The sequence below is a fragment of the Streptomyces sp. MS19 genome (genome assembly GCF_047200595.1).
Taxonomy (GTDB): Bacteria; Actinomycetota; Actinomycetes; order Streptomycetales; family Streptomycetaceae; genus Streptomyces.
In genome coordinates this window covers 174173-193551 of record NZ_JBJZOH010000002.1, presented here as the reverse complement: position 1 = coordinate 193551, position 19379 = coordinate 174173, and the positions used below count along the sequence as shown (strand labels likewise).

General features: G+C 72.4%; 20 protein-coding genes. 11 read left to right on the top strand and 9 right to left on the bottom strand.

Annotated elements, in window-relative coordinates; genetic code table 11:
• Nucleotides 1-197 precede the first annotated feature (197 nt).
• Genes ACL02R_RS03405 through ACL02R_RS03395 form a run of 3 tightly spaced genes read left to right on the top strand, consistent with a single transcriptional unit; the run spans nucleotide 198 to nucleotide 1475 of the window.
• Nucleotides 198-1022: a helix-turn-helix domain-containing protein gene (locus ACL02R_RS03405; protein WP_412795324.1), complete on the top strand. Its 825-nt coding sequence runs from the start codon at nucleotides 198-200 to the stop codon at nucleotides 1020-1022.
• Nucleotides 1019-1240: a DUF397 domain-containing protein gene (locus tag ACL02R_RS03400; protein ID WP_412795323.1), complete on the top strand. Its 222-nt coding sequence runs from the start codon at nucleotides 1019-1021 to the stop codon at nucleotides 1238-1240. Before ACL02R_RS03405 ends, ACL02R_RS03400 begins: the two co-directional genes overlap by 4 nt.
• A gap of 13 nt (nucleotides 1241-1253) precedes the next feature.
• Nucleotides 1254-1475 carry a DUF397 domain-containing protein gene (locus tag ACL02R_RS03395; protein WP_412795322.1) on the top strand — a complete coding sequence of 74 codons (222 nt, stop codon included), beginning with the start codon at nucleotides 1254-1256 and terminating at the stop codon, nucleotides 1473-1475.
• 50 nt (nucleotides 1476-1525) lie between these two features.
• Here the strand turns inward: ACL02R_RS03395 and ACL02R_RS03390 are convergent, their stop codons facing one another.
• Complete coding sequence (locus ACL02R_RS03390; RefSeq protein WP_412795321.1) at nucleotides 1526-2527, bottom strand: aldo/keto reductase; 1002 nt, start codon at nucleotides 2525-2527, stop codon at nucleotides 1526-1528.
• 81 nt (nucleotides 2528-2608) lie between these two features.
• Here ACL02R_RS03390 and ACL02R_RS03385 point away from each other — a divergent pair, with 81 nt between their 5' ends.
• Nucleotides 2609-3511: an NADP-dependent oxidoreductase gene (locus ACL02R_RS03385; protein ID WP_412795320.1), complete on the top strand. Its 903-nt coding sequence runs from the start codon at nucleotides 2609-2611 to the stop codon at nucleotides 3509-3511.
• Between the two features lie 114 nt (nucleotides 3512-3625).
• Nucleotides 3626-4645: an alcohol dehydrogenase catalytic domain-containing protein gene (locus ACL02R_RS03380; protein ID WP_412795319.1), complete on the top strand. Its 1020-nt coding sequence runs from the start codon at nucleotides 3626-3628 to the stop codon at nucleotides 4643-4645.
• A gap of 57 nt (nucleotides 4646-4702) precedes the next feature.
• Here ACL02R_RS03380 and ACL02R_RS03375 read toward each other — a convergent pair whose 3' ends face one another.
• The 6 genes from ACL02R_RS03375 to map form a co-directional block, all read right to left on the bottom strand.
• The gene (locus tag ACL02R_RS03375) at nucleotides 4703-6292 is read right to left on the bottom strand and encodes an alpha-amylase family glycosyl hydrolase (protein ID WP_412795318.1); all 1590 of its coding nucleotides are present in this window, start codon (nucleotides 6290-6292) and stop codon (nucleotides 4703-4705) included.
• 42 nt (nucleotides 6293-6334) lie between these two features.
• Complete coding sequence (locus tag ACL02R_RS03370) at nucleotides 6335-7174, bottom strand: carbohydrate ABC transporter permease (protein ID WP_412795317.1); 840 nt, start codon at nucleotides 7172-7174, stop codon at nucleotides 6335-6337.
• Between the two features lie 67 nt (nucleotides 7175-7241).
• Nucleotides 7242-8333, bottom strand: coding sequence for a carbohydrate ABC transporter permease (locus ACL02R_RS03365; RefSeq protein ID WP_412795316.1), 1092 nt, complete (start codon nucleotides 8331-8333; stop codon nucleotides 7242-7244).
• Between the two features lie 55 nt (nucleotides 8334-8388).
• On the bottom strand, nucleotides 8389-9672 hold the full coding sequence (locus ACL02R_RS03360) for an ABC transporter substrate-binding protein (protein WP_412795315.1): 1284 nt from the start codon (nucleotides 9670-9672) through the stop codon (nucleotides 8389-8391).
• A 113-nt stretch (nucleotides 9673-9785) separates the two neighbouring features.
• Nucleotides 9786-10460 (bottom strand): heme oxygenase (biliverdin-producing), encoded by a 675-nt coding sequence (locus ACL02R_RS03355; protein ID WP_412795314.1) that lies wholly within the window; start codon nucleotides 10458-10460, stop codon nucleotides 9786-9788.
• Nucleotides 10461-10574: 114 nt separating this feature from the next.
• Nucleotides 10575-11441: a type I methionyl aminopeptidase gene (gene map, locus ACL02R_RS03350; RefSeq protein WP_412795313.1), complete on the bottom strand. Its 867-nt coding sequence runs from the start codon at nucleotides 11439-11441 to the stop codon at nucleotides 10575-10577.
• Nucleotides 11442-11474: 33 nt separating this feature from the next.
• Between map and ACL02R_RS03345 the strand changes: the two genes are divergently transcribed.
• From ACL02R_RS03345 to ACL02R_RS03335, 3 genes are all read left to right on the top strand, one after another.
• Entirely contained in the window at nucleotides 11475-11795 is a 321-nt protein-coding gene (locus ACL02R_RS03345) for a hypothetical protein (protein ID WP_412795312.1), read from the top strand.
• 105 nt (nucleotides 11796-11900) lie between these two features.
• A complete protein-coding gene (gene npdG, locus ACL02R_RS03340) occupies nucleotides 11901-12590 on the top strand; it encodes an NADPH-dependent F420 reductase (RefSeq protein WP_412795311.1) in 690 nt (229 codons plus the stop codon).
• A gap of 37 nt (nucleotides 12591-12627) precedes the next feature.
• On the top strand, nucleotides 12628-12867 hold the full coding sequence (locus tag ACL02R_RS03335; protein WP_412795310.1) for a hypothetical protein: 240 nt from the start codon (nucleotides 12628-12630) through the stop codon (nucleotides 12865-12867).
• 77 nt (nucleotides 12868-12944) lie between these two features.
• On the opposite strand, the gene panB is transcribed toward ACL02R_RS03335, so the two are convergent.
• A complete protein-coding gene (panB, locus tag ACL02R_RS03330; RefSeq protein ID WP_412795309.1) occupies nucleotides 12945-13826 on the bottom strand; it encodes a 3-methyl-2-oxobutanoate hydroxymethyltransferase in 882 nt (293 codons plus the stop codon).
• Between the two features lie 262 nt (nucleotides 13827-14088).
• On the opposite strand from panB, the gene ACL02R_RS03325 reads away from it, so the two are divergent.
• The 3 genes from ACL02R_RS03325 to pspAB all read left to right on the top strand — a co-directional run bounded on the left by ACL02R_RS03325 (nucleotide 14089) and on the right by pspAB (nucleotide 16810).
• Nucleotides 14089-15141 (top strand): endonuclease/exonuclease/phosphatase family protein, encoded by a 1053-nt coding sequence (locus ACL02R_RS03325; RefSeq protein ID WP_412795308.1) that lies wholly within the window; start codon nucleotides 14089-14091, stop codon nucleotides 15139-15141.
• Nucleotides 15142-15288: 147 nt separating this feature from the next.
• Nucleotides 15289-16182 carry a zinc metalloprotease HtpX gene (gene htpX / locus ACL02R_RS03320; RefSeq protein WP_412795307.1) on the top strand — a complete coding sequence of 298 codons (894 nt, stop codon included), beginning with the start codon at nucleotides 15289-15291 and terminating at the stop codon, nucleotides 16180-16182.
• 40 nt (nucleotides 16183-16222) lie between these two features.
• Complete coding sequence (gene pspAB, locus ACL02R_RS03315) at nucleotides 16223-16810, top strand: PspA-associated protein PspAB (protein WP_362963520.1); 588 nt, start codon at nucleotides 16223-16225, stop codon at nucleotides 16808-16810.
• A gap of 565 nt (nucleotides 16811-17375) precedes the next feature.
• Here pspAB and ACL02R_RS03310 read toward each other — a convergent pair.
• Nucleotides 17376-19139 (bottom strand): NAD+ synthase, encoded by a 1764-nt coding sequence (locus tag ACL02R_RS03310; protein WP_412795306.1) that lies wholly within the window; start codon nucleotides 19137-19139, stop codon nucleotides 17376-17378.
• Nucleotides 19140-19379 lie beyond the last annotated feature (240 nt).

The window sequence follows — 19379 nt, the reverse complement described above, 5'->3', positions numbered from 1 at the left end:
GTGAGCCACGCCAGGCGGCTCGTCCCCCGAATGCTCCCCCGCCTGAGAGTAGCGCAACCATCACAGTAAAAGTGCAATTGCACTTCATGGGGGGCGGGTGAGCGGCTCGGCGCTGAGCGACATACTGTGACCAGCCCTGGAGCAAGGGAGGTGACAAGTTGGCAGCGGAACCGACTGTGACTCGTCGGCTGCTCGGCATGGAGTTGCGCAGCCGCCGGGAGGCCGCGGCACTCACGTCCGAGGCGACGGCGGAAGCCATGGGGTGGCACCCGTCGAAGATGACGAGGATCGAGGCAGGCCGAAGCGGGCTGACCGGACAGGATGTGCGGGCGCTCCTGGACTTCTACGGAGTTCCGGCGGACGACACGGAGACCCGCGACACCCTGGAAGGGTTCGCCAGACAGGGGAAGCGGCGCACGTGGTGGCGGCCGTACAGCGACGTCCTCACGCGCCAGTACACCGACCTGATCGCGTTCGAGTCAGAGGCCAGCTCGGTGCGGAGTTACCAACTGGCGTTGATCCCCGGCTTGTTGCAGACCCCTGACTACGCGCGAGCCGTCACGCGGGTCCTTCAGCCTGGCAGCAGTCCTGAGGCCGTGAACGCACTGGTTGACGTGAAACTCCAGCGCCAGAATCAGGCGCTCTCGCGCGAGGACCCGGTGACTCTCCGGGCGATCGTGGACGAGGCGGCGATCCGGCGCGTGGTCGGCAGCGGGGCTGTCATGGCGAAGCAGCTACAAGCGCTCTTGGAGGCTTCCGAGCGGCCGAACATCACGTTGCAGGTGATCGCGTTCGACGCGGGCGCGCACGTGGGGATGCTGGGCGCGTTCGTGATCTACGGGTTTCCGATCCGCAGTGACCTGGATGTCGTGTACATCGAGGGACAGGCCGGGAGCCACTATTTGGAGCGCTCCCAGGACCGGGCGATGTACGACAACCATTTCGAGCACTTGAGAGCAGCCGCACTCGGGGTGCAACAATCGCGGGACCGGATCTCGCACGTCTTGAAGGACGACAGATGACGCACGACTTCCCCATCGATACCTCGCACGCTGCCTGGCGTAAGAGTTCCTACAGCGGAGCGCAGGGCGACTGCCTGGAGGCGTCCGGCGACTTCCCGGGTGTGGTGCCCGTCAGGGACAGCAAGTCCCTGGATGGCCCGGTCCTTTGCTTCGCCGCGCCTGAGTGGGCGTCGTTCGTCACCGCCGTCCGGGACGGCGGGTTCCCGACCGTGATCTGAAGGGGTGTGTCCGATGACCGCACGTATCGATCTCGCGTCCGCCGAGTGGGCCAAGTCGTCCCGCAGTGGATCGGACGGTGGGCAGTGCGTCGAGTTCTCCAGGAGCTGCACGCCGTCCGGCGTGGTTCCTGTCAGGGACTCCAAGGGACCTGACGGGCCGGTTCTCACGTTCTCGGTGAACGGTTGGGGGGCATTCCTCGCCGTCCTCCGTGACGAGTTCCCCACCGGGATCTGAGGCGAGGGGCCGCCGAGGTGTTGTCGGCGGCCCCCGTGTCCGCCGGGTGGTCAGGCTGTGCGGGCGAGCAGTGATTCGATCTCTGCCATCTGGGCCGGGGTCAGTGGGCCGAACTGCAATGCTCCGGCGTTCTGTTCCGCCTGGGCCACCGTTCTGATGCCCGGGATCGGGACCGTGTGCGGGCTGCGTGCCCACAGCCAGGCGAGTGCGCCCTGTGCCGGGGTGCGGCCGGCCGAGGTCAGGATGTCCCGTACCGCCTCGAAGCGCGCCTGCCATTCCGGCACGACCCGGCCGTTCTCGAAGAACGCCAGCCACGGCGGCGGCACCGCCCGGATGTCGCCCTTGTCCGTGACGGCCGCGTCCGTGTACTTGCCGGTCAGCAGGCCCATCGCGAGCGGCCCCCGGTTGACGGCCGCGAGGTCCAACTCGTCGCACAGCGCCAGCATTTCCGGCGCGTCCTGCAACACGTTGCAGTTGACCTGCACCGACGCGCAGTGCGGGCCCTCGGCGAACAGCCTGGCGCGCTCCGGGTCGTCCGTGGACCAGCCGTAGGCACGGATCAGGCCCTCGCGCACGAACTCCTCGCACACGTCGCGCAGCGCCGCAGCCGCCGCGAGCGGCGCGTAGTTGACGTGCAGCTGGTACAGGTCCAGATAGTCCGTGCCGAGGCGCCCCAGCGTCGCGGTGAGCGCCGCCCGCGCGTACTCCGGCGTGAGCCCCGGCTCGTCCGCCGCCGTCTTCGCCGCCTCGTCGAAGACCGAGCCCCATTTGGACGCCAGCACCACCTGGTCGCGCCGCCCGGCGACGGCCTTGCCGAGGACCCGTTCCGAATGCCCCGCGCCGTACACGTCGGCCGTGTCGAAGAACGTCACGCCCAGGTCGAGCGCGCGGTGGATCGCGCGCGTGGACTCCGCGTCGTCCACCGGCCCCCACCCCAGGGGCTTCCCCGACGAGTCGTGCCACTCGCCGCCTATCGCCCAGCAGCCGAACCCCAGGGCGCTGACCTCGATACCGCTGCGCCCGAGCGTGCGGGCCGTCTGTGTCGTACTCATGTACGCAGTCTCGCCGCTGGAGTGCGCTCGAAGGCAAGCCCCCGCGGGGTGGGAAGGTGGGCGCGGCGAAAGGAACGGACGATGAAGGCGGCACGTTTCCGCAGGTTCGGCGGTCCCGAGGTGCTGGAGATCGCGGACCTGCCGGAACCGCACGCGGGCCCCGGCGAGGTGCGGATCGCGGTCCGCGCGGCCGGGGTCAACGCGAGCGACTGGAAGAAGCGCCAGGGGCTGATGGACGAGGAACTCCCGCAGACCCTGGGCTACGAGGCGGCCGGGGTCGTGGACGAGGTCGGCGAGGGCGTCACGGACGCGGCGGTCGGCGACCGCGTGTTCGGCTTCTGCGCCGAGGGCGCCGCCCAGGCGGAGTACGCGGTGCTGTCCTCCTACGCGCCGATCCCGCCGTCCCTCGGCTTCCCGGCCGCCGCCGCGCTGCCCGCCGCCGTCGAGACGGCCACCCGCGCGCTCGACCAGCTCGGCGTCAGGAACGGCGGCACCCTGCTCGTCAACGGCGCCTCCGGCAGCGTCGGCAGCGCGGCCGTCCAGCTCGCCGTGGCGCGCGGCGCCCGCGTCATCGGCACGGCGAGCCCCGCGAACCACGACCACCTGCGTGCCCTCGGCGCCGAGCCCGTCGCGTACGGCCCAGGGCTCGCCGACCGCGTCCGCGCGCTCGCGCCTGACGGCGTGGACCTGGCGCTCGACGTGGCCGGGAGCGGCGTGCTGCCCGAACTGATCGGACTGGCGGGCGGCCCCGGGCACGTCGTGACGCTCGCCGACTTCACGGGCGCGCGGGAGCACGGGGTGACGTTCAGCCGGGGCGACACCGGCCGCGCGCTCCACGCCCTCGCCTCGATCGGCGAACTGGTCGAGGCGGGCCGCTTCACCCTCCGCGTCGCGGGCACGTTCCCCCTCACCGAGATCGCGGAGGCCCACCGCGCCGGGGAGGAAGGCCACGTGAAGGGGAAGCTCGTCCTGCTGATCGACTGACACCCGCCGTACGGGTGGTGCGTCGTCGGTGGTGGACAGGGGTCCCGGGTGGTGGCGGGATGCGTGCGGATAGTGGGAGGCGTCATCCCGTTCCCCCATGCGAAGGGCACCCCCATGGCTCGTCACCGCGCAGTGCAGATCCCCTCCGCCGGAGGAGACTTCGGCCTCGTCGAGGCGGAGACGCCGGAGCCTGGGCCGAATGATGTGCGGGTCGCCGTCGAGGCGTGCGGGGTGTGCAACTCGGACGCCGCGATGGCCGCCGGGCAGCTGCCCGGCGTGACCTTCCCGCTCACGCCCGGCCACGAGATCGCCGGGCGCGTCGATGCCCTCGGCGGGCTGGTCACCGGCTGGGATGTGGGGGACCGGGTGGCGGTCGGCTGGTTCGGCGGCAGCTGCGGACACTGCGACGCCTGCCGCGCCGGGGACGGCATCCTCTGCCCCGAGCTGCGCATCCCCGGCGTCGCCTACCCCGGCGGCTACGCCGAGACCGTCAACGTCCCCGCCGCCGCCCTCGCCGCGATCCCCGACGACCTGCCGAGCGCCCAGGCCGCGCCCCTGGCGTGCGCCGGCGTGACCGTCTACAACGCGCTGCGCCGCAGCGCCGCGCGCCCCGACGACACGGTCGCCGTCCTCGGGCTCGGCGGCCTCGGGCACCTCGGGGTGCAGTTCGCCGCCGCCATGGGCTTCGAGACGATCGCGGTCGCGCGCGGCGAGGAGAAGGGCGCCCTCGCCCGCGAACTGGGCGCGCAGCACTACGTGGACAGCACGCGCGAGGACATCGGCGAGGCCCTGCGCCGCCTCGGCGGCGCCCGCGTCGTCCTCGCCACGGTCAACAACGCCGCCGTCATGTCGGCCGCCGTCCCAGGACTCGGGCGGCGCGGGCAGCTGATCCTCGTCGGCATCACCCAGGAGCCCCTGGACCTCAGCCCGGCCACCCTGCTGGTCAACAACCGCACGGTCCACGCCCACGCGTCCGGCACGTCGCTCGACACCCAGGACACGCTGCGCTTCGCCGCCCGCAACGGCGTGCACCCGTGGATCGAGACGCGGCCGCTCGCGGAGGCGGGGGAGGCGTTCGCCAGGATGACGGCGGGCGACGCCCGTTTCCGCATGGTCCTGACCACCGGCCGCTGAGGGAGCGGACGGGTACGCGCGCTCCGGCGCGTACCCGTCCCGTGCGGTTCCTTACCGTCAGGCCAGGTCGAGGACGGCCCAGGCGAAGCCGTCCGCGCGGATGCCGTCCTCGTCCACCGTCACGCCCGCGCCCTCCACCGGGCGGGCCGACGCCAGCGTCGGGCGCGGCAGGTCGAGCGAGGCGGCGTCGCGGCGCGGGTTGACGACCACGAGGTAGCGGTCCCCGCGCACGTACACCAGCGGGTAGCCGGTGTGAAGGACCTTGACCGAGCCGCTCGTGCCCAGTTCCGGCGTCGCCTTGCGCAGCGCGATCAGCCGCCGCACCAGGTGCAGCAGCGACCCCGCGTCGGCCCGCTGCGCGGCGACCGTGGGACGCCCCGGGTCGGGGTCGAGCGGCAGGTACAGCTTGTCGGCCGGGGCGGTGGAGAACCCGGCATTGGGAGAGTCGTCCCACTGCATCGGCGTCCGCGATCCGGCCCGGTTGTACTCAGGACCAAGGACGCTGCCCTCGTGGTCGGGCAGGCCCGGGATGTAGCGCATGCCGATCTCGTCGCCGTAGTAGACGGCGGGCAGCGTCGGCCACGTCATCTGGAAGGCGAACGCGGCGGGCAGCTGCCCGGCGGTGCGCGGGCCGCAGCACAGCCGGGAGAAGTCGTGGTTGGCGGTCGGCAGCGTGGTGAAGCCCCGGTCGCCGATCACGGCGGTGACGGACTGCCAGGCCGTGACGAACGGGCCCGCCGAGCCGCCGCCGTCCGCGCCGAAGTACGGGGCACGCGGCTCCCACCTCGTGTCCACCGTGCCGGTCCCGTTGTTCCACAGCGACCGCAGCGGCAGCCCGTCGGACGGGCCGCCGAACTGGAGGAAGAAGTCCGCGTGGAACCCGGCGGGCACCGACACGGCCGGGTCGCCCCACTCGGCGAGCAGCGCGGCCTCCGGGTGGGCCTCGTCCAGCCAGGCGCGCAGCTCGGTCCACAGCTTGCCGGTCTCGACCAGGTCGGGGTCGTCCTTGACGAGCGAGTGCGCCATGTCCACGCGGAACCCGGCCAGGCCGAGGCGCAGCCAGTGGTCCATGATCTCGCGCAGCGCCGCGCGGTTGGCGAGCGGTCCCGGCGCGTCCACCGGCTGCCGCCACGGCTCGGCCGGATCGGTGCGCGCGTAGCCGAAGTTGAGGGCGGGCTGGCTGTCGAAGAAGTTCGGCAGGTAGCTGCCGGCGCGGCTGCCGGGGGAGGGGACGAAGCCGGGCGGCCGCCCCTCGGCCCAGATGTAGCGGCCGTCCGACGGGTCGTCCGCCGCCGCGCGGAACCACGGGTGCTCGTCCGAGGTGTGCCCGGCGACCAGGTCGAGGAGCACGCGGATGCCGCGCTCCTTGGCGGCCGCGACCAGTGCGGCGAGGTCCTCGTCCGTGCCGTACCTGGGCGCGACCGACAGGTAGTCGGACACGTCGTAGCCCGCGTCGCGGAACGGGGAGGCAAAACAGGGGTTCAGCCAGACGGCGTTGACGCCCAGCCAGGCAAGGTGGTCCAGGCGCGCCGTGATCCCGGCGAAGTCGCCGACGCCGTCACCGTCCGAGTCGGCGAAGCTCTGCGGATAGATCTGGTAGAGGACGGCGTCGGCCAGCCAGGACGGGGTGCTGTGCGGGGGCGGCATGGCGAACCTCATTCGTGAGGGAACGGGGCGTGCGGGTGCGGGTCAGCCCTTCACGGCTCCCGCGGTCAGCCCGGAGACCACGGCACGGCGGAAGATCAGGACGAGCAGGGCGATCGGCAGCACCGAGACGGTGGCGGCGGCGAAGATCGTCCCGTACGGCACGGTGAACTGGCTGCCGAACAGGGCGAGTCCCACCGGCATCGTGCGGTAGCTGTCGGCCGTGTTGAGCGTCAGCGCGATGAGGAACTCGGTCCAGCACGCCGTGAAGGTGAAGATGGCCGCGGTGAAGACCCCGGGCGCGGCCTGCGGCAGGATCACGGAGAGCACGGTCCGCAGGGGCGAAGCGCCGTCCATCCACGCGACCTCCTCCATCTCCTTGGGGATTCCCAGAAAGAAGTTCCGAAGAATCCATACGGCAAACGGTACGTTGAGCGCCGTGTAGACGAGGATCAGGCCCTGGTAGCTGTTCAGCCAGCCAAGTTCGCGCATCAGGAGGAACAGCGGCGCGGCCAGCGCGATGGTCGGGAACAGCGAGATCATCAGCAGCGAGATCATGATCGGCGCCTTGCCGCGCAGGGGCAGCCGCGCCAGCGCGTACCCGGCGAACGTGCTCAGGCCGAGCACCACGATCGTCGCCACGATGGACACGACCGCCGAATTGAGCAGGTAGGTCCCGAAGTTGTTCTCGACGAACGCGTCCCGGTAGTTGGACCAGGTCGCCTGGTCGGGCCAGACCGTGGGCGGGTTGGCGCCGATCTCGGTCTGCGGCTTCAGCGAGCTGGCGGCCATCCAGTACAGCGGCGCGGCGACGAACGCGGCGATCACCAGCGCGGCGAGGTGGACCCAGGTGAACCGCACCCTGAGGCGTGGCAGCGGCGTCATGACAGGGGTCCCTTCGAGACGGCGGTACGGACGGCGGGCCGGGCGGGGGCGGCGCGGCGGGGGGCGTTCACGCGGTGGTCTCCTCGTCGCCCACCCGCGCGCGGAACGCCCGCAGGAACAGCAGGCAGCCCACCAGCACCAGCGCCGCCGTACTGGCCGCGACCGCCGCCCCCGGGCCGAAGTCCAGGTTGGTGAACATCACCTGCCAGCCGAGCAGCGCCAGCGACTCCGTCGCGTCCCCGGGCCCGCCGCCGGTGAGGACGAACGGCAGGTCGAAGATGCCGAAGGCCTGGAGAATGCGGAAGAGGACGGCGATCGTCAGCGCGGGCCGCAGCAGCGGCAGCCGCACCCGCCAGAAGGCCGTCCACGAGCCGGCGCCGTCCACGCGCGCCGCCTCCACCACGTCGGTCGGCAGCATCATCAGGCCCGCGAGCACGATGATGGCGACGAACGGCGTCGTCTTCCACACGTCCGCGGCGGCCATGGACAGGATCGCCGGGAACGGCGTGCCGAGGAACTGGCGCGGCTCGCCCGTCAGCCCGTTCGACATCGCCGTCAGCACGCCGTACACGCCGTTGTACATGTACGCCCACAGCTGCGCGGAGACGACGGTGATCATCGCCCAGGGCAGGAGCAGCAGCGCCATCATCCAGCCGCGGCTGCCGGACAGCCGTTCGAGGACGAGCGCGATGACCGTGCCGAGCACCAGCTCCGCGACGACCGTGCCGACCGTGTACAGCACCGTGAACACCAGCGCGTGCTGCCAGCGCGCCGAGCCCAGCAGCAGCGAGTAGTTGTCGGTCGTGACGCCGGAGAGCCGGAAGCCGTCCGACGAGACCGACACGTTGCTCAGGCTCATCGCGACCGAGAAGGCGATCGGGAAGAGCGTCACGGCCAGCACCACCAGCAGCGCGGGCGACGCGAAGATCCAGCCCATGCGGGCGAAGCGGCGCTCCAGCGCCGAGTTGTGCCGGCCGGGGCGCTGCCTGCTCCCGCCGTCCGGCGGCTCGCCGGTCGCGACCGTGCTGCCCGCCGTGTGGCTGCCCGTCGTGCTGTTGCCGCCGGTGGAGACGTGGCGCGGCACGTAGGCGGTGCTGCCGGCCTCCTCCTCCGGTGGTCCTCCGGCCGGGGGCGTGCCCTCGGGGACGTCGTCGCTCACGGGGTCTCCTCGTGTCCGGGGCGCCGCCCGCGGGCGTCCGCCCGGCCGGTGGTCTTCACAGCGCCCGGCCGTTGAGTGCTCGTCTGATCTCGTCCGACGCCGCCCCCAGCGCCTCCCGCGGGGTGACGGAGCCGGCCAGGGCGCCGTTGAGGTTGGTGTAGACGCCGTGGCTGACCTGGGGGTAGCGCGGCGTGTCCGAGGGGCGGGAGACCACGGGGACGTCGGCCGCGGCGGCGAGCGCCGGGTTGTCCTGCTGGAGGCCGCGGTCGTTCAGTACCTCGTCGAGTGCGGGGATCACCCCGTTCTCCGCGAGGATGCGCTGGGCGTCGGGGCCGGTCATCCACTCCAGGAACGCCAGGGACGCGCCCAGGGCGTCGCTGTGCGGGTTGACCATCATGTTCCAGCCGCCGGAGGCGGAGGGGCCGGGGCCGTCCGTGCCCTCGAACGAGGGCAGCGGCGACATGCCGACCTTTCCGACGACGTGCGAGACCTCGGGGTTGTCGGACTCGCCCAGGCCGTGCGCCCAGTTGCGGTGGAAGGCGGCGTCGCCCTCCAGGAAGGTCTGGAGGGACTGGGGCTCCTGGAAACTCGTGGTCGCCGAGGGGGCCACGCCGTCCTTGATCATGTCCCGCATGAAGCCGAGGACACGGGCGTTGGTGTCCGAGTCGATCGCGGGCCGCTCGCCGTCTGCTGAAACGGTCCTGCCGCCGGCCGCGGCCGACATCTCCGTCCAGTTGACGGTCAGCCCCTCGTAGTTCGCCCACTGGCCGACGTAGCCGTAGCGCACGTCGCCCGCGTCCTGGAGCTTCGCCGCCGTCTCGGCCAGCTCCTCCCAGGTCTTCGGGACCGGCAGGTCGTGCTTCTCCAGCAGGTCCTTGCGGTAATAGAGGAACCCGGCGTCGCTGTACAGCGGCGCGGCCAGGTGCTCGCCGTTGTACTCGGTGGTCCGGGCGCGCTCCTCGGGGAAGCGGTCCCAGTAGTCGTCGGGCAGGTGCGCGTCCAGCGGCATGGCCAGCGAGGCGTCGCCGAACTGCGCCGGCCACACGATGTCGCCGTTGTAGATGTCGATGGCGCTCGAACCACCCGAGATCTCGGTGGTCAGGGTCGCCCGCATGGTGTCGGTGTTGTTCGGCGCCGGCTGGTACTCGACCGTGATGCCGGGGTGCTTGTCCTCGAACGCGTCGATCAGTTTCTGGGGAAGCCCCTCAGGACCGAAGTTGATGGCGTACCAGGTGACGGAACCTTTCGCCGGACCGACCGCCCGGGGCTCGACCGCTGCCGAACCGTCACCCGAGCCGCCGCAGGCCGTTGCCAGCAGGACCGTGATGACGCAGTACACGGGTGTCCGTGCCCTGCGGATGGACGTGCCCAGGACGTACTCCTCGGGGATGCGGCGCGGAAGGAGACCTCAGCCTCCCGCGCCCGCACAGCTCACCCAAGGAGAAAACGCGCTTATCGTGAAAAGTCACCGGAAAGCAGGTCTCCGAAGAGCGCGGTGTTCAGCGCGAAGGCATGCTTGCACTCGTCGGCTATCCGCAGCCGCTCCGCCTCGTCGGCCGGTACGCCGTCGAGCCAGGAGCGGTAGTCGCGCTTGAACGCCGCCGGGTTCGCGATCTCCTCGAAGACGTAGAACCGCACCCCGTCGCCCTTGCGCGCGAAGCCCCACAGCTTCTCCGCCGTGCTCCTGATGACCTGGCCGCCGGAGAGGTCACCCAGGTAGCGCGTGTAGTGGTGCGCCACGTACCCGCCGGGCCAGTCGCGCGCGACCTCCATGATCCGCGCCGCGTACCGCTCGGTCGCGGGCAGCGGGCGCAGCGCCGTCCGCCAGTCCGCGCCGCCGTGCAGGTGGTCCAGGTCCCGGCCGAGCGCGGTGGAGCGGAACAGCTCGGGGCGGATGAACGGGCCCGCCACCGGGTCGTCCGCCAGCCGGTCCGCCGTCCCTTCCAGCGCCCGGTACACGAACCACAGCTGCTCGGTGTAGCGGCGGAACGCCTCCACGCCCAGCTCCCCGCCGAGCAGCCGGCTCATGAACGCGGAGGTCTCGGCCTCCGTGTGCTGGGCGTGCGAGGTCTCACGGATCTGGACGGAGAACGGGACGGCCGCGGGCGCGGCGGAGAGCGCGGACATGTGGGACCTCCGGAAGGCAACCGGTCGGAACGCGACAGGCTGCCGCGCTCCGCCATGGTGTCTACTTAGGCTTGCCTAAGTCAAGGTTGTGTCCATCCCGTGGTGACCGCGCGGTCAGGGCAGTGTGAGGACATCCGCGCCGGAATCCGTCACCACGAGTGTGTGCTCGAACTGGGCCGTGCGCCGCAGGTCCCGCGTGACGACGGTCCAGTTGTCCTCCCACATCTCCCACTCGTGCGTGCCCAGCGTCAGCATCGGCTCGATGGTGAACGTCATGCCGGGGACCAGCTCGGTCGTCGCGTTCGGGTCGTCGTAGTGGGGGATGATCAGGCCGGAGTGGAACGCGGTGTTGATGCCGTGTCCGGTGAAGTCGCGCACCACGCCGTACCCGAACCGCCGGGCGTACGCCTCGATCACACGGCCGATCACATTGATCCGGCGGCCGGGCCGCACCGCCTTGATCGACCGGGCGAGCGCCTCCCGGGTGCGCTCCACCAGCAGCCGCGACTCCTCGTCCACCGCCTCCTCGCCGCCGACGAGATAGGTCGCGTTGGTGTCGCCGTGGACACCGCCCACGAAGGCGGTGACGTCCAGGTTGACGATGTCGCCCGCCCGCAGCACGGTCGAGTCGGGGATGCCGTGGCAGATGACCTCGTTCACGGAAGTGCACAGCGACTTGGGGAAGCCCCGGTAGCCGAGCGTCGAGGGGTACGCGCCGTGGTCGCACAGGTAGGCGTGCGCCACCGCGTCCAGCTCGTCCGTGGTCACGCCGGGCGCGATGTGCCGCGCCGCCTCCGCCATCGCACGCGCCGCGATCCGCCCGGCCTCGCGCATCCGCAGAATGGTCTCCGCGTCCTGAACGTGCGGGCCTCTGTACGGCGCGGGCGCCTTCCGGCCCACGTACTCGGGGCGCGGGACGGCCTGCGGGACGCTGCGCGGAGGGGAGATCTTGCCGGGAACGAGAAGAGACTGGCCAGACATGCATGCGAGTCTACGGGCGGGCAGGATGAAGGAATGGCCCCCAACTTCGGACGCATCTTCAGGAACAGGACCACCGGCGGCGAAGGCGAGTGGTTCTACTGCATCCGCCACCAGAAGGTCGAGGAAGGCCCCGACTGCCCGGCCAAGGACCGCCTCGGCCCGTACGCCACCCGCGACGAGGCCGAGCACGCCATGGACCTCGCCCGCGAGCGCAACGAGAACTGGCGCAACGACCGCCGCTGGAACGACCCCGACCCGGACGACCGGCCCCCCGGCCGCAAGGACGGCGACGACGACGGCCCGGTGGACTTCGGCGGCGGCTTCGGCGGCCACGGCGGGGACGGCGACGCGTAGACCGCCCGTACGCGGCGCGGGGCGCGGGACGGGCAAGTGCACGCAGTCGCCCCCGCCCCGCCGCCCCGCCGCCCGCCAGGGCGGGCGCAGTGGGAGGATTTCCCCATGACTGCGACTGCTGCCCCCAAGGACCCCTGGGACCTCCCGGACGTCTCCTCCCTCGTCGTCGGCGTGCTCGGCGGCACCGGCGACCAGGGCCGTGGCCTGGCCTACCGCCTCGCCCGCGCCGGCCAGCAGGTGATCATCGGCTCGCGCGCCGCCGACCGCGCCGCCTCGGCGGCCGAGGAGATCGGCCACGGCGTACGCGGCCTCGACAACGCCGGCTGCGCCGCGGGGAGCGATGTCGTGATCGTCGCCGTCCCCTGGGACGGCCACCGCGCCGTCCTGGAGAGCCTGCGCGGCGAACTGGCGGGCAAGCTCGTCGTGGACTGCGTCAACCCGCTCGGCTTCGACAAGCAGGGCGCCTACGCGCTCGTCCCCGAGGAGGGCAGCGCCGCCGAGCAGGCCGCCGCGCTGCTGCCGGAGTCCCGGGTCACCGCCGCGTTCCACCACCTCTCGGCCGTCCTGCTCCAGGACCCGGCCGTCGAGAAGATCGACACCGACGTGATGGTCCTCGGCGAGAAGCGCGCCGACTGCGAGATCGTCCAGGCGCTCGCCGGACGCATCCCCGGCATGCGGGGCGTCTTCGCCGGACGGCTGCGGAACGCGCACCAGGTCGAGTCGCTCGTCGCCAACCTGATCTCCGTCAACCGCCGGTACAAGGCCCACGCCGGGCTCCGCGTCACCGACGTCTGACCAGCCCGCCCCCTCCCCCCGACCACGGAGCCGCCCCATGCCCCCCGCCGCCCCCGCGACCAGCGACCCGGCCGCCGCCGCGACGGCCAGGCGCGCCCGCCGCCTCGCCGGTTACGCCCTGCTCGTCTGCGCCCTGACCGTCGCCGCGGCCGTCGTGTCCTTCGTCCAGGGCAACTGGCTCGGCATCGTCTGGGTGCTGATGGCGGGCGTGGCGTCCAACATGGGCTGGTACTACGCGCGCCGCGCCAGGGCCCTGGCACCGCGCCGCACCGCCTGATCACGCCGTCCGGCGGCACCGCCCCCCGCCCCGCACCACGCGGAACGGGGGCGGCCCGTGCCGTACCACACCGCGGCTCAGTGGAAGCTGTGCTCCTCCGCCGGGTACACGCCGCCCACCACGTCCTCGGCGAACGACCGCGCCGCGTCGCCGAGCGCCGTCCGCAGCTGCGCGTACTCCTTCACGAACCGCGGCGTCCGCCCGCCGGGCCAGTCCGTCATCCCGGCCATGTCCGTCCACACCAGGACCTGCGCGTCACACGCCGCCCCCGCGCCGATGCCCACCGTCGGGATGTGCAGGCTGCGCGTGACCTCCGCCGCCAGCTCCGCCGTCACCAGTTCGAGTACCACCGCGAACGCGCCCGCGCCCTGTACCGCCTTCGCGTCCCGCAGCAGCTGCTGCGCCGCCTCCTCGCCGCGCCCCTGCACGGGGTGGCCGCCGAAGGCGTGCACGGACTGCGGCGTCAGCCCCACGTGCGCCATCACCGGGATGCCCGCCTCGACCAGCAGCCGGATCTGGTCGGCGGAACGCTCGCCGCCCTCCAGCTTCACCGCGCCGACACCGGCCTCCTTGACCAGGTGCGTCGCGCTGCGCAGTGCCTGCGTCGCGCTCTCCTGGTACGAGCCGAACGGGAGGTCCGCGACGATCAGCGCACGCCGCGTGCCGCGCACCACGGCGGCCGACAGCATCGTCATCTGCTCCAGCGTCACCGGGACCGTGCTGTCGTACCCGAGGTGCGCGTTGCCCATCGAGTCGCCGACGAGCATCACGGGGATGCCCGCCTCGTCGAAGACCGAGGCCGTCATCGCGTCGTAGGCGGTCAGCATCGGCCACTTCTCGCCCCGCGCCTTGGCCGCGGCGATGTCACGTACGGTCACCCGACGGCTGCTCCGGCCGCCGTAGAGGGCCGGTGTCGCCGACCGGTCGGCCGGCGTGCCGGCATGCGTGCGCTGCGTCATCACGCTGCTCCTGTTCCTGTCGTCTCGAAGCGCCAGGCGGCGTCCCCGGATCGGCTTCCATCGTCGCACCGACCGCCGGTGCCCGGAAGGGGGGTCGCGCGGGGCCCGGTACCGCACGCCCTCCACCGACAACTGCGCGCCCTGGCAAGGCTGATATAACGGAACCCACCCCGAGCACCGCCGTGACCTTCTTGTGCTGCGCCCGCAGCCGGGGCTCGCGTAGGGTCCCGGGCTACGGCACGACGGTCAGCGAGGGCAGTGGATGACAGGCGTGGACACCTCCGGTACGCAGCAGGGCGAGGGAGGCGGGGGCGACGAGACCGTTCCCGCCGACGCCGCCGCCGACCCCGCTGACGACACCGGGCGTGGCAGAGCGCGCTGGAGCGACCGCACGGGCCGCTGGCGCCGGGGCTGGTGGCCTGCGGCCTTCGCGCTCGCCCTCGCGCTGCTGATGACGCTCCACTCGCGCGTGCCGAACCGTATCGGCAACCTCGGCAGCCTCCTCCAGACCTTCCTGCCGTGGGTCGGCCTCCTGGTCCCCGTGCTGGTGCTGTGCGCCGTGCTGCGGCGCTCGCTCACGGCCGTCGCGGCGCTGCTGGTGCCGCTCCTGGTCTGGCTGAACCTCTTCGGCGGCCTGCTGCTGGACAAGACCGGCTCGGGCGGCGCCCTGATGGTCGTCAGCCACAACGTGGACGCCGACAACGCCGACCCGGCGGCGACGGCGCGGCAGCTCGCCGCCTCCGACGCCGACCTCATCGCCCTCCAGGAACTGCCGAACGAGACGGTCGCCGAGTACGAGGACGCCCTGGCCGCCGACTACCCGTACCACGCCGTGCAGGGGACGGTAGGGCTGTGGAGCCGCTACCCGATGGGCGAGAGCGAGCCCGTGGACATCGGCATGGGCTGGACGCGCGCCATGCGGGCGACCGTCACCACCGACTTCGGCGACGTCGCCGTCTTCGTCGCGCACCTGCCGTCGGTCCGCGTGCAGTTCCGGGCCGGGTTCACGGCCGAGCAGCGCGACCGCGCCGCCGAGCTGCTCGGCGGCGCCGTCTCCGCCGAGCGGCAGGGGCGCGCGATCCTCCTCGGCGACCTCAACGGCACGATGAACGACGGCGCGCTCGCCCCGCTCACGTCCCAGCTGCGCTCCACCCAGGGTGCGGCGGGCGCCGGTTTCGGCTTCTCCTGGCCCGCCGGGTTCCCCATGGCCAGGATCGACCAGATCCTGGTGCGCGACCTCGAACCCGTCTCGTCGTGGACGCTGCCGGGAACGGGCAGCGACCACCTCCCGGTGGCCGCCCGCGTCAATCCCTGACCCTCCTGACGCCGCCCTCCCGCCGCCCCCGCCCCGGACCGTTCCTTCTGCCGCCTTTATGCCACCTGCCGTACGTTTGAGGTGGCACGGGTAGCCGGGAAACGGCGCCGCCGCACCGGGCGACGCCGGGAGGAGACGACAGAGCGCATGGCGCGTACCCGCTTCGCCCCCGACCGGGGGCTCACGAACCGCATGGTCCTGACCATGTTCTTCATCGGCCTGCTCTACGTCGTCTTCGTCGGCGTCCTGATCGTGGCCCTCGGCAAGGCGTGGCCGCTGATCGTGCTGATCGCCGGCGGAGTGTTCGTCGCCCAGTTCTGGTTCAGCGACCGGATCGCCGCGTTCAGCATGGGCGCCCGCGAGGTCACCCCGCAGGAGGCGCCCGAGCTGCACGGGGCCGTGGACCGCCTGTGCGCCCTCGCCGACATGCCGAAGCCCCGCGTGGCCATCGCCCGCACCGACGTGCCGAACGCCTTCGCGACCGGCCGCAGCCGGAAGAAGTCCCTGGTCTGCGCCACGACCGGGCTGCTGCGCCGCCTGGAGCCCGACGAGCTGGAGGGCGTTCTGGCACACGAGCTGTCGCACGTCGCCCATCGCGACGTGGCCGTGATGACCATCGCCGGGTTCCTCGGCGTCCTCGCCGGGCTCATCACCCGGATGGCCCTGTGGACCGGTCTCGGCCGGTCGCGGAACAACCAGAACCTCGCTCTCGTCCTCATCCCGCTGATCAGCGCCGTCGTCTACGTGATCAGCTTCCTGCTGACACGGCTGCTGTCCCGCTACCGCGAGCTGTCCGCCGACCGCGCGGGCGCCCTGCTGACCGGCCGCCCCTCGGCGCTGGCCTCCGCGCTGACCAAGGTGTCGGGGCAGATGAGCCGCATACCGACCCGCGACCTGCGGCAGGCCGAGCCGTTCAACGCCTTCTTCTTCGCCCCGGCCGTCACCGGCGAGAGCCTGAGCAGGCTGCTCTCCTCGCACCCCACGCTCCAGCAGCGGCTCGACCGGCTGGCCAGGCTCTCCGGCGAACTGGGACGGCCGTGACGACCAGGACACCCGCACGGCACGGAAGGAGCGGCGCCCCGTGGGCATCCTCGACGTGATCCTCGGCCGGAGCCGACCGGCCAAACCGGACCTCGACCAGCTGTTCGCCGTCCCGTCGGCGGCCGTGACGCTCCAGGCGGCGGCCGGCTTCGTGCCGACCGGCCTGGGCTCGGTGTGCTTCGCGAGCGTGGAGGGCGGCGCCTTCGACCGCGTACGCGACGAGGTGCGGGCGCTGCTCGACGCCGACACCGCGACCGGCGGGACGCCCGTCGAGTTCAGCCAGGACTCGTACGGCTACACCTGGGTCCTCGCCCGGCACGCCCCGGACGACGTCGCGTCGCTGGTCAACGACCTGCACGCGGTGAACACCCTGCTCCAGGAGTCGGGCTTCGGGCCGCAGCTGCTGTGCTCCATGGTCGGCTTCCGCGCGGCGGCCGACGCGGCCCCGCTGGGCCTCGTCTACCTCTACAAGCGCGGCACGTTCTACCCGTTCGCGCCTCTGGCCGGGACCGCCGAGCGCCGGGACAACGGGCTGGAGCTGCGGATACGGGGCGTCCTGGCGGACGACCTGAAGATCGAACCGGACCTGACCCGCTGGTTCCCCATCTGGGGCGCCCCCGGCTTCTGACCACCTGCCCCCGCCGCCCGGTAGGCAGTCCGCCGTGGTGACAGGGGGCACGTCACATGCCGGGCGGTCGTCACACGGCCCGCCGGGCGCTGCCCACCGAACCCTCGCCGTCGCTGCGGCGGTCGGTCTCCGCACCGCGCGGTCCCGAGCCTGCTGCGCAGGTCGGCGGCCCGCCGTGGCTTGGACGGGCCGACCGGCAGGGACGCCGCTCCGGCAGCTACGCGCTGCCGCCTGCGCCGCTGGGCACAGGAACGGCCGTGGGGAGACACCCCCGCGTGTGCGGGGAGGAGTATTCCGCGCGCATCAGGTACTCGCGGCGTGCGGAGACACCCCCGCGTGTGCGGGGAGGAGTTCCTCTCGGGCGCCACCGAGGCCGGTGCCGCGGAGACACCCCCGCGTGTGCGGGGAGGAGAGTGAGTGACCTGCGGGTTTATCGGCGGGTGTGCTTGATTTTGCTTGGCTTTACCTTTGTCGGCTCCAGCGGCCACGGGGGAGCTGTGGTGCCGTGCGTGGGGTGACGGCTTCCGCCTGCTCGCCGGCCACGGTGAGCCGTGGCCGCTTCTCCTCAGTTCGGGCGGCCGTCCTCGCGCCAGCGGTTGGTGATGGGGAGGCGGCGGTCCTTGCCGAAGCCCTTCGGGGAGATCTTCGTCCCCGGCGGGTACTGCCGCCGCTTGTACTCGGCCGTGTCCACCAGCCGCAGCACCCGCGTCACCAGCTCCGGGTCGAACCCGGCCGCGATGATCTGCTCGCGGCCCTGGTCGCGGTCCACGTACAGCTCCAGCACGCGGTCCAGCGTGTCGTAGTCCGGCAGCGAGTCCGAGTCCACCTGCCCGGGGCTCAGCTCGGCGCTCGGCGCCTTGCTGATGGAGTTCTCCGGGATCGGCGGGGTCTCGCCGCGCGCGGCCGCCGCCGCGTTCCGCCAGCGGGCCAGCTGGTAGACGCCCGTCTTGTACAGGTCCTTGATCGGCCCGTACGCGCCCACCGAGTCGCCGTACAGCGTCGAGTAGCCCACGGCCAGCTCGCTCTTGTTGCCCGGCGCGAGGACGAGGTGGCCCTCCTGGTTCGAGACGGCCATCAGCAGCGTGCCGCGCAGCCGCGACTGGAGGTTCTCCTCCGCGAGGCCCGTCAGCTCCACCGACGCCATGTACGCGTCGAACATCGGTCCGATGGGGACGGTCCGCAGGTTCAGCCCCGTGCGGCGCGCCAGCTCGCCCGCGTCGCCGAGCGAGTGCTCCGACGAGTAGCGGGACGGCATCGCGAGCCCGTACACGTTCTCCGCTCCGACCGCGTCGCACGCGATGGCGGCGACCAGCGCCGAGTCGATGCCGCCGGACAGGCCGATCAGCACCGACCGGAAGCCGTTCTTCCGCACGTACGCCGCCAGCCCCGTGACGAGCGCGCGGTACATCTCCTCCGCGTCGTCCAGCGGTTCGGCCCGGCCGCCCGGGTACGCCGGCTCGTACGCGGGCACGGGCTCCGCCGACAGCGTCAGGTGCTCGATCCGCAGCCCGTCGTGCGTCAGCCCCGACGCGGGCGCGCCGTCCGCCGCCGGGAGGTCCAGGTCGAGGAGCAGCGACTCCTCCGCGAACTGCGGCCCGCGCGCCACCACCTCGCCGTTCCTGTCCACCACGATCGAGTCGCCGTCGAAGACCAGCTCGTCCTGTCCGCCGGACATCGCCAGGTACGCCAGCGCGCATCCCGCCTCCGCGGCCCGCTTGCGCACCAGGTCCAGACGCGTGTCGTCCTTGTGCACCTCGTACGGCGACGCGTTGACGGCCAGCAGCAGGCCCGCGCCCGCCGCGCGGGCCGCCGGGACCCGGCCGCCGTCCTGCCACAGGTCCTCGCAGATGGCCAGCGCCACGTCCACGCCGCGCACCCGCACCACCGGCATGGTGTCGCCCGGCACGAAGTAGCGGAACTCGTCGAAGACCCCGTAGTTCGGCAGGTGGTGCTTGGCGAACGACAGCGCCACCTCGCCCCGGTACAGGACCGCGGCCGCGTTCTGCGGCGCCCCCGCGGGCTGGCCCGCGCGCTCGCGCACACGCTCCGACCGGTCCAGGTAGCCGAGCACCACGGGCACCTCGCCCAGGCCCTCGTCCCGCAGCCTGGCCGCCAGGTCGCGCAGCGCCGTGCGGCTCGCCTCGACGAACGAGGTGCGCAGCGCCAGGTCCTCGACCGGATAGCCGGTCAGCATCATCTCCGGGAACGCGACCAGGTGCGCGCCGCGCTCCACGCCGTACCGGGTCCGTTCGACGACGGTGTCCGCGTTGCCGGACAGATCGCCGACGGTGGAGTCGATCTGATGGAGAGCAAGTCGTAGCTGAGGCACGCGCCCGAGTGTAATCGTCCGAGTGACGCGATGGGCGGGCCGTCCGTGCGCGGCGATTTCCGGCCCGGCCGCCGCGGACGGCCCGTGCGACCGCGAACGCGCGGCGTCACCGCCGGTGCCGCTCCGGCCGCGTGTGTCACCCCGCGCGGCACCCGGGGGAGTGGCGGCCGTAACCGGCCGCCCCCGTCCGGCGTTACGGCATTCGGCCAGGATCGCCGCCGCCGGATTGCGGACCCGCGC

Bases quoted from the DNA above. Each gene is read 5' to 3' on its own strand.
- ACL02R_RS03405 (WP_412795324.1), top strand. From the start codon at position 198: ATGGAGTTGCGCAGCCGCCGGGAGGCCGCGGCACTCACGTCCGAGGCG.
- ACL02R_RS03400 (WP_412795323.1), top strand. From the start codon at position 1,019: ATGACGCACGACTTCCCCATCGATACCTCGCACGCTGCCTGGCGTAAG.
- ACL02R_RS03395 (WP_412795322.1), top strand. From the start codon at position 1,254: ATGACCGCACGTATCGATCTCGCGTCCGCCGAGTGGGCCAAGTCGTCC.
- ACL02R_RS03390 (WP_412795321.1), bottom strand. From the start codon at position 2,527: ATGAGTACGACACAGACGGCCCGCACGCTCGGGCGCAGCGGTATCGAG.
- ACL02R_RS03385 (WP_412795320.1), top strand. From the start codon at position 2,609: ATGAAGGCGGCACGTTTCCGCAGGTTCGGCGGTCCCGAGGTGCTGGAG.
- ACL02R_RS03380 (WP_412795319.1), top strand. From the start codon at position 3,626: ATGGCTCGTCACCGCGCAGTGCAGATCCCCTCCGCCGGAGGAGACTTC.
- ACL02R_RS03375 (WP_412795318.1), bottom strand. From the start codon at position 6,292: ATGCCGCCCCCGCACAGCACCCCGTCCTGGCTGGCCGACGCCGTCCTC.
- ACL02R_RS03370 (WP_412795317.1), bottom strand. From the start codon at position 7,174: ATGACGCCGCTGCCACGCCTCAGGGTGCGGTTCACCTGGGTCCACCTC.
- ACL02R_RS03355 (WP_412795314.1), bottom strand. From the start codon at position 10,460: ATGTCCGCGCTCTCCGCCGCGCCCGCGGCCGTCCCGTTCTCCGTCCAG.
- map (WP_412795313.1), bottom strand. From the start codon at position 11,441: ATGTCTGGCCAGTCTCTTCTCGTTCCCGGCAAGATCTCCCCTCCGCGC.
- ACL02R_RS03345 (WP_412795312.1), top strand. From the start codon at position 11,475: ATGGCCCCCAACTTCGGACGCATCTTCAGGAACAGGACCACCGGCGGC.
- npdG (WP_412795311.1), top strand. From the start codon at position 11,901: ATGACTGCGACTGCTGCCCCCAAGGACCCCTGGGACCTCCCGGACGTC.
- ACL02R_RS03335 (WP_412795310.1), top strand. From the start codon at position 12,628: ATGCCCCCCGCCGCCCCCGCGACCAGCGACCCGGCCGCCGCCGCGACG.
- panB (WP_412795309.1), bottom strand. From the start codon at position 13,826: ATGACGCAGCGCACGCATGCCGGCACGCCGGCCGACCGGTCGGCGACA.
- ACL02R_RS03325 (WP_412795308.1), top strand. From the start codon at position 14,089: ATGACAGGCGTGGACACCTCCGGTACGCAGCAGGGCGAGGGAGGCGGG.
- htpX (WP_412795307.1), top strand. From the start codon at position 15,289: ATGGCGCGTACCCGCTTCGCCCCCGACCGGGGGCTCACGAACCGCATG.